Annotated in this window: 6 protein-coding genes; 2 read left to right on the plus strand and 4 right to left on the minus strand. The window is 71.7% G+C overall.

Annotation, left to right across the window (positions count from 1 at the left end; translation table 11 throughout):
• Nucleotides 1-23: 23 nt before the first annotated feature.
• Nucleotides 24-1,061: an NUDIX domain-containing protein gene (locus ACFQ6X_RS28235; protein ID WP_383185443.1), complete on the minus strand. Its 1,038-nt coding sequence runs from the start codon at nt 1,059-1,061 to the stop codon at nt 24-26.
• Between the two features lie 207 nt (nt 1,062-1,268).
• On the opposite strand from ACFQ6X_RS28235, the gene ACFQ6X_RS28240 reads away from it, so the two are divergent.
• Entirely contained in the window at nt 1,269-1,445 is a 177-nt protein-coding gene (locus tag ACFQ6X_RS28240; RefSeq protein WP_383185445.1) for a hypothetical protein, read from the plus strand.
• 32 nt (nt 1,446-1,477) lie between these two features.
• Here ACFQ6X_RS28240 and ACFQ6X_RS28245 read toward each other — a convergent pair whose 3' ends face one another.
• Nucleotides 1,478-2,446, minus strand: a complete 969-nt coding sequence (locus tag ACFQ6X_RS28245; protein ID WP_383185447.1) for an ROK family protein — start codon at nt 2,444-2,446, stop codon at nt 1,478-1,480.
• A gap of 197 nt (nt 2,447-2,643) precedes the next feature.
• Between ACFQ6X_RS28245 and ACFQ6X_RS28250 the strand changes: the two genes are divergently transcribed.
• Complete coding sequence (locus ACFQ6X_RS28250) at nt 2,644-3,672, plus strand: LacI family DNA-binding transcriptional regulator (protein WP_329213721.1); 1,029 nt, start codon at nt 2,644-2,646, stop codon at nt 3,670-3,672.
• A gap of 81 nt (nt 3,673-3,753) precedes the next feature.
• Here ACFQ6X_RS28250 and ACFQ6X_RS28255 read toward each other — a convergent pair whose 3' ends face one another.
• A complete protein-coding gene (locus tag ACFQ6X_RS28255; RefSeq protein ID WP_383185449.1) occupies nt 3,754-4,479 on the minus strand; it encodes a dienelactone hydrolase family protein in 726 nt (241 codons plus the stop codon).
• 139 nt (nt 4,480-4,618) lie between these two features.
• Entirely contained in the window at nt 4,619-5,917 is a 1,299-nt protein-coding gene (locus tag ACFQ6X_RS28260; RefSeq protein WP_383185451.1) for a DUF6986 family protein, read from the minus strand.
• Nucleotides 5,918-6,181: the final 264 nt, after the last annotated feature.

Below are 6,181 nucleotides of genomic sequence, written 5' to 3' on the forward strand. Positions count from 1 at the left end.
TGGGCCGAGAGGCGGCCGGCCTCTCAGCCCACCGGCACACCGGCCTCCAGGTTGAGCACGGTGGACCGCTCGCGGGCCCTCAGTGCCCAGCGCAGCCGCTCGTAGCGGGTGGGCGGGAGCATGACGGCCGCTTCCTCCTCGGTGACGAAGCGCCAGCCGCGCAGCTCCGAACCGGGGAGCAGGAGCCGCGCGGCGTCCTCGCCGCTCAGGCGCCCGCCGTCGAAAAGGAAGCGCAGGCCTCCGTATCCGGGCGGTCTGGGCGCCTCCCAGTCGACGAGCAGGAGTTTCGGTACGGTGCCGAGGCGGAGCCCGAGCTCCTCGGCGACTTCCCGTATCCCGGCTTCCGCCGGCGCCTCGCCCGCCTCCACCACCCCGCCGGGGAACTCCCAGCCCGGTTTGTAGGTCGGGTCGACGAGCAGGAAGCGGTCCTGCTCGTCGAAGAGAAGGACCCCGGAGGCGACGGTCTCCGCACGCGGCTCGGGGGTCTGCACGATCTCGCACTCACGGGCGTCCCCGGTGCGTACGGCCTCGGCTATCCGCTCGGCGGTCTCGTACGGTGTGAGGGCGCTGGTGTCGATCGTGTGGGCGTCCGCGGTGATCCACTCGAGTGCCGCCCGGTAGGGCTCGATGTGCTCGTAGGCCCACTGCCGGATCCGCTCGCTGTGCTCGGGATCGTCCGCGAACTCCTCCCGGCCGGCGATCCGTCTCCGCAGGATCGTTTCCTCAGGTGAGAGCAGTACATGACGCACCGGAATGCGCCGCGCGGCGAGTCCGCCGAAGATCTCGTCGCGATACTCCTGCCTCAGCAGCGTCATGGGCACCACGAGCACCCCGGACAGCTCGGCGAGCAGAGCGGCGGCCGTGTCGACCACCAGACGGCGCCAGATCGCCAGGTCCTGGAAGTCGGTCACTTCGGCGAGCTTCTTCTGGGGCAGCAGGTGGCGCAGTCCCCCGCCGATCAGTTCGGGGTCGTAGAAGGTGCTGTTCGGGATCAGATCGATCAGTTCGCACGCGGCGCTCGTTTTGCCCGCACTGAACGCACCGTTGATCCAGACGATCACGGTTCCCCCTCTTCCGTAGCCCTCTGTGGCTTGCCCGCAACACCCCGCTGCGGAAACCCGCCCGGGCGACGCTGTTGCACGGAGTCGGCAACCGGCGCCTGTCGGAGGGCGTCCCACTGTACGAGCCCGGCCGCCGGCGCGGCCGTAACGGTGGGCGGCCGGACGTCGTTGGAGCGATCAGCACAGCAACGACGAGGGGGGTGCGCGGTGCGCCGTACGGTACTTGAGCAGTTTCCCGCGGGGGGACCGCGGGGCAGCTGGCCCGCGGAGGAGTTCGCGGCCGCCCGGCGCTGCGAGGGCATGGCCGCCGAGGTCGTGATGGACCTGGAGCGGGACGCGTTCCTGGTGGTCGTGCCGCAGCAGGCGACGGACCGGCGGCGTTGAGCCGGGCGCGGGGCGCCCCGTCCGGCAGGCCGCTACTGGGCGGCGACGGCCCGTACCCCGTTCGCGCCTCCGGGACGGACCGCCGATGCGGCAGCCGCCGCGCCCACCAGTCCCGCGTCGGTGCCCATCACCGCGGGGGCGACCGTCAGCTGCTGGACGAAGGACAGGGTGGCGTAGTCGCGCAGGTAGCGGCGCAGCGGGGCGAAGAGCACCTCGCCCGCGCCGGCCACTCCCCCGCCGATCACCGCGATGTCGATCTCGGCCAGCGTGGCGGTGGCGGCGATTCCGGCGGCCAGCGCCTGGGCGGCCCGCTCGTACGAGGCGACGGCGACCGGGTCGCCGGCCCGCGCGGCGGCGGCCACCGCGGCTGCCGTGGCATCGCCGTCCGGGCCGGGGAGCCAGCCGTTCTCCAGGGCGCGGCGCGCGATGTTGGGCCCGCTGGCGAGGCGTTCGACACAGCCGCGCGCACCGCACGGGCAGAGATCGCCGTCCAGGTCGACGCTGATGTGACCGATGTGCCCGGCGTTGCCCGAGGGGCCCGGGTGCAGTTTGCCACCGAGTACGAGGCCGCCACCGACGCCCGTGGAGACCACCATGCAGAGCGCGTTGTCGTAGCCGCGGGCCGCGCCGAGCCAGTGCTCGGCCGCCGTCATCGCGACGCCGTCGCCGACCAGCGCGACGGCGAGTCCACCCGTCGCCTCGCTGACCCGCTCCACGAGCGGGAAGCCCCGCCAGCCCGGGACGTTGACGGGGCTGACCGTGCCGTTCGATGCGTCGACCGGCCCTGCGCTGCCGATGCCGACCGCGCTCACCCTGTTCCAGAGCGTGGAGCCCGTGAGCTCGGACAGGACCTCGCTCACCGCCCCCATGACCGTCTCGGCGTCCTCACGTGCGGGTGTCGGCCGCTGTGCCCGCAGGAGAAGGGTTCCGCCGCCGTCCACCAACGCGCCGGCGATCTTGGTGCCGCCGATGTCGAGCGCTGCGACGAGGTCGGTATGCATCGGTGTGGTCTCTCCGGATGGGTGAGGAGGGGGCGAAGGTGCGGACCTGCGACTTCCGTACGTGGTCTGCATAGTCTCCATTCTGTTGACAACGTTGTCCAGGGCCTATGCTCGACGCCACAGGCTCCGAGCCCTCCCCAGCACCGCATGCGGGGCGCCGCCGGAACCTCCCGCACCCGACGACAGGACAGCGCACCGTGGCCGAGACCACCCGTCATTCCGAGTCCCGCTACGGCAACCGGCCCACGATGAAGGACGTGGCGGCCCGTGCCGGAGTGGGCCTCAAGACGGTATCCCGGGTGGTGAACAGCGAACCCGGTGTCACCCCCGACACGGAGCGCCGCGTCCAGGAGGCGATCGAGGCCCTCGGCTTCCGGCGCAACGACAGTGCGCGCGTGCTGCGCAAAGGCCGCACGGCCTCCATCGGGCTCGTCCTGGAGGATCTCGCCGACCCGTTCTACGGCCCGCTGAGCCGCGCGGTGGAGGAAGTGGCGCGCGCCCACGGTGCGCTGCTGATCAACGGCTCCAGCGCCGAGGACCCGGAGCGCGAGCAGGAGCTCGTGCTCGCCCTCTGCGCCCGTCGCGTCGACGGCCTCATCGTGATTCCGGCAGGCGACGACCACCGCTACCTGGAGCCCGAGATACAGGCGGGTATCGCCACCGTGTTCGTGGACCGTCCGGCGGGCCGGGTCGATGCCGACATGGTCCTCTCGGACAGCTTCGGCGGCGCACGCGAGGGCGTCGACCACCTGCTCGCGCACGGCCACCGCAGGATCGGCTTCATCGGCGACCAGCCGCGCATCCACACCGCGACGGAGCGACTGCGCGGTTACCACGCGGCCATGACCGACGCCGGGATCACGGTCGAGGACTCCTGGGTCTCCCTCGGATCCACCGATCCGGAGCGGGTCGGGGCAGCCGCCCGGGCCATGCTCTCGGGTCCCGAGCCGGTCACCGCCCTCTTCGCGGGCAACAACCGTGTGACGGTCACCGCCGTGCGCGTCCTCGCGGAGTACGAACGCCGGATCGCCCTGGTCGGCTTCGACGACATCGAGCTGGCCGACCTGCTCGGCATCACGGTGATCTCCCAGGACGCCGCGGCGGTCGGCCGCACCGCCGCGGAGCACCTCTTCCGCCGCCTCGACGGAGCCGACCACCCTCCGGTGAGGGTGGAGCTCCCGACGAGGCTCATCCCCCGCGGCTCGGGCGAACTGCCGCCCGCCTGACGCTTCCGTACGGGGCCCCCGTGTCTCTTGTCATCGAACCTTGAGCAGGTTCACCGAAGCTTGATGATCGATAAGTTCGTGTCATCGAAGGTTGAGCAGGCACTCGGCGAGCAGGTCGACGACGTCGCGCCAGGCTCGCTGCGCGTGCTGTGGGTGGTAGCCGACGCCGGGGACCGTGGGGTGGTCGACCGGCGGGTGGTGGAATGCGTGCAAGGCGCCACCGTAGACCGCGAGGCGCCAGTCGACGCCCGCGGCCTGCATCTCGGCGGTGAACGCGTTCCGTTGCGCGGGCGGCATGATCGGGTCTTCCGACCCGACCCCGGCCCACACCGGGCAGCGAATGCGCGCTGCCTCGCCCGGTCGGCCGGTGGTGAGTGCGTTGACTGTCCCGATCGCGCGCAGGTTGACGCCGCCGCGCCCGAGTTCCAGCCCGACGGCGCCCCCGGTTCCGTAGCCGACGGCGGCGATTCGGTCGGGGTCGGTCCGCGGTTCGGTACGCAACACGTCGAGCGCCGCATGACCGATTCCCCGCATCCGGTCGGGGTCAGAGAGCAGCGGCATGCAACGGGCCAGCATCTCCTCGGGGTCGCCCAAATAGCGCCCGCCGTGAAGGTCGAAGGCCAGCGCTACATATCCCAGCTCGGCGAGAGCATCGGCCCGACGGCGCTCGACGTCGCTGAGCCCCATGCCCTCTGGTCCGAGCAACACCGCAGGCCGGCGGTCGACACCGGCCGGGAGCGCGAGGTGCCCGACCATCGTCAAACCGTCCGCCGGGTACTCGACCGTACGCGTCGTAATCGTCGTCATGAGACTGGACGGTAGTGACCGTCGACCCCGGTCCGGCCGATGTTCTGCCGCTGGCAGAATCACCCCCCGACAAGGTCGGCGAACACATCACTCAGCCTTCGGGGACAACACTCAAGGTTCGATGCAACGGACACCCCGGCTACGGCTTCGTCACCGTCAGCCCGCCGCGCCGGGGCGAGGCGAAGGCGTCCAGGTCCGCGCGGGTGAGGCCGGTGAGCCGGGCCACCTCCGCGGTGTCCAGGGCGCCGCAGTCGATGCCGCGCAGCAGATAGCCGCTGAGCGCCTTCGCGGTGGCCGGCTCGTCCATGACGTCGCCGCCCGCCTTGGCGACATACGCGGCGAGGCGGGAGGCGGCCTGCTCGAGACCCTCCCGGTAGAAGGCGTAGACGGCCGCGTAGCGGGTCGGCAGGTGCCCCGGGTGCATGTCCCAGCCCTGGTAGTAGGCGCGGGCCAGAGCGCGGCGGGTGAGGCCGTAGTGGAGGCGCCAGGCCTCGTGGACCTGCTGGGCGGGGCCGACGGGGAGCACGTTGGTGGACCCGTCGCACACGCGCACGCCGGTGCCCGCGGCTGCCACCTGCATGACGGCCTTGGCGTGATCGGCGGCCGGGTGGTCGCTGGCCTGGTAGGCGGGGCTGACCCCGACGCAGGCGCTGTAGTCGAAGGTGCCGTAGTGCAGGCCCGTCGCACGGCCCCGCGCGGCGTCGATCATGCGGGCCACGGCCGCGGTGCCGTCCGCGGCGAGGATGGACTGGCTCGTCTCGATCTGGATCTCGAACCCGAGACGGCCTGCGGGCAGCCCGTGAGCCTGCTCGAATGCCTCGAGCAGTCGGACGAAGGCGGTGACCTGTTCGGGGTACGTCACCTTGGGCAGCGTCAGTACGAGCCCGTCGGGGAGGCCTCCTGCCCGCATCAGGCCGGTGAGGAAGATGTCCGTGGTGCGGATGCCGCGGTCGCGCACCCCGGCTTCCATGCACTTCATGCGGATGCCCATGTACGGGGCGGCGGTCCCGTCCCTGTACGCCTCGGACACCAGCCGGGCCACGCGGGCGGCGGCCTCGTCCTCCTCCGCGTCCGGGCGGGGCCCGTAGCCGTCCTCGAAGTCGATGCGCAGGTCCTCCACGGGCTCGCGCTCCAGCTTGGCGCGTACGCGGTCGTGGACGGGCCCCGCGAGCTCCTGCGGGATGCCCAGGACCCCGGCGAGTGCGGCGGCGTCGGGGGCGTGTTCGTCGAGCGCCTTCAGGGCCTGGTCGCCCCAGGAGCGGATGGTTCCGGCGGTGAAGATGTCGGCGGGGACGTACACGGTGTGGACCGGCTGGCGCGTGCCGGGGTCTCCCGGATAGCGGCGGGCGAGTTCGGCGTCCACCGCCGCGAGGGAGGCGCTGATCTCCTCGCCCACCGCGCCGGCGAGGCTCGTTGCCACCTTCTCCTGCTGACCCATGACCGTACCCTCCACGCTCTCGCAGTTTCCGCTTCCCGGAAACACTCATTCGCATAGTGAAGTTATAAGCCCGTCTACCCTTGCGTCAATGGTGATCGGAAACGGTCCGGGGCCGCGCGGTGAAGAACACCGCGCGGCCCCGGACCGTCGAACAGGCACTGCTCCTGGCGGGTCAGCCCTTGCGGGTCTTGACCTCGTCGGTGAGCTGGGGGACGACGTTGAAGAGGTCGCCGACGACGCCGTAGTCGACGAGGTCGAAGATCG

Origin of the sequence: Streptomyces sp. NPDC056452 (assembly GCF_042796085.1) — a bacterium.
Classification (GTDB): Bacteria; Actinomycetota; Actinomycetes; order Streptomycetales; family Streptomycetaceae; genus Streptomyces.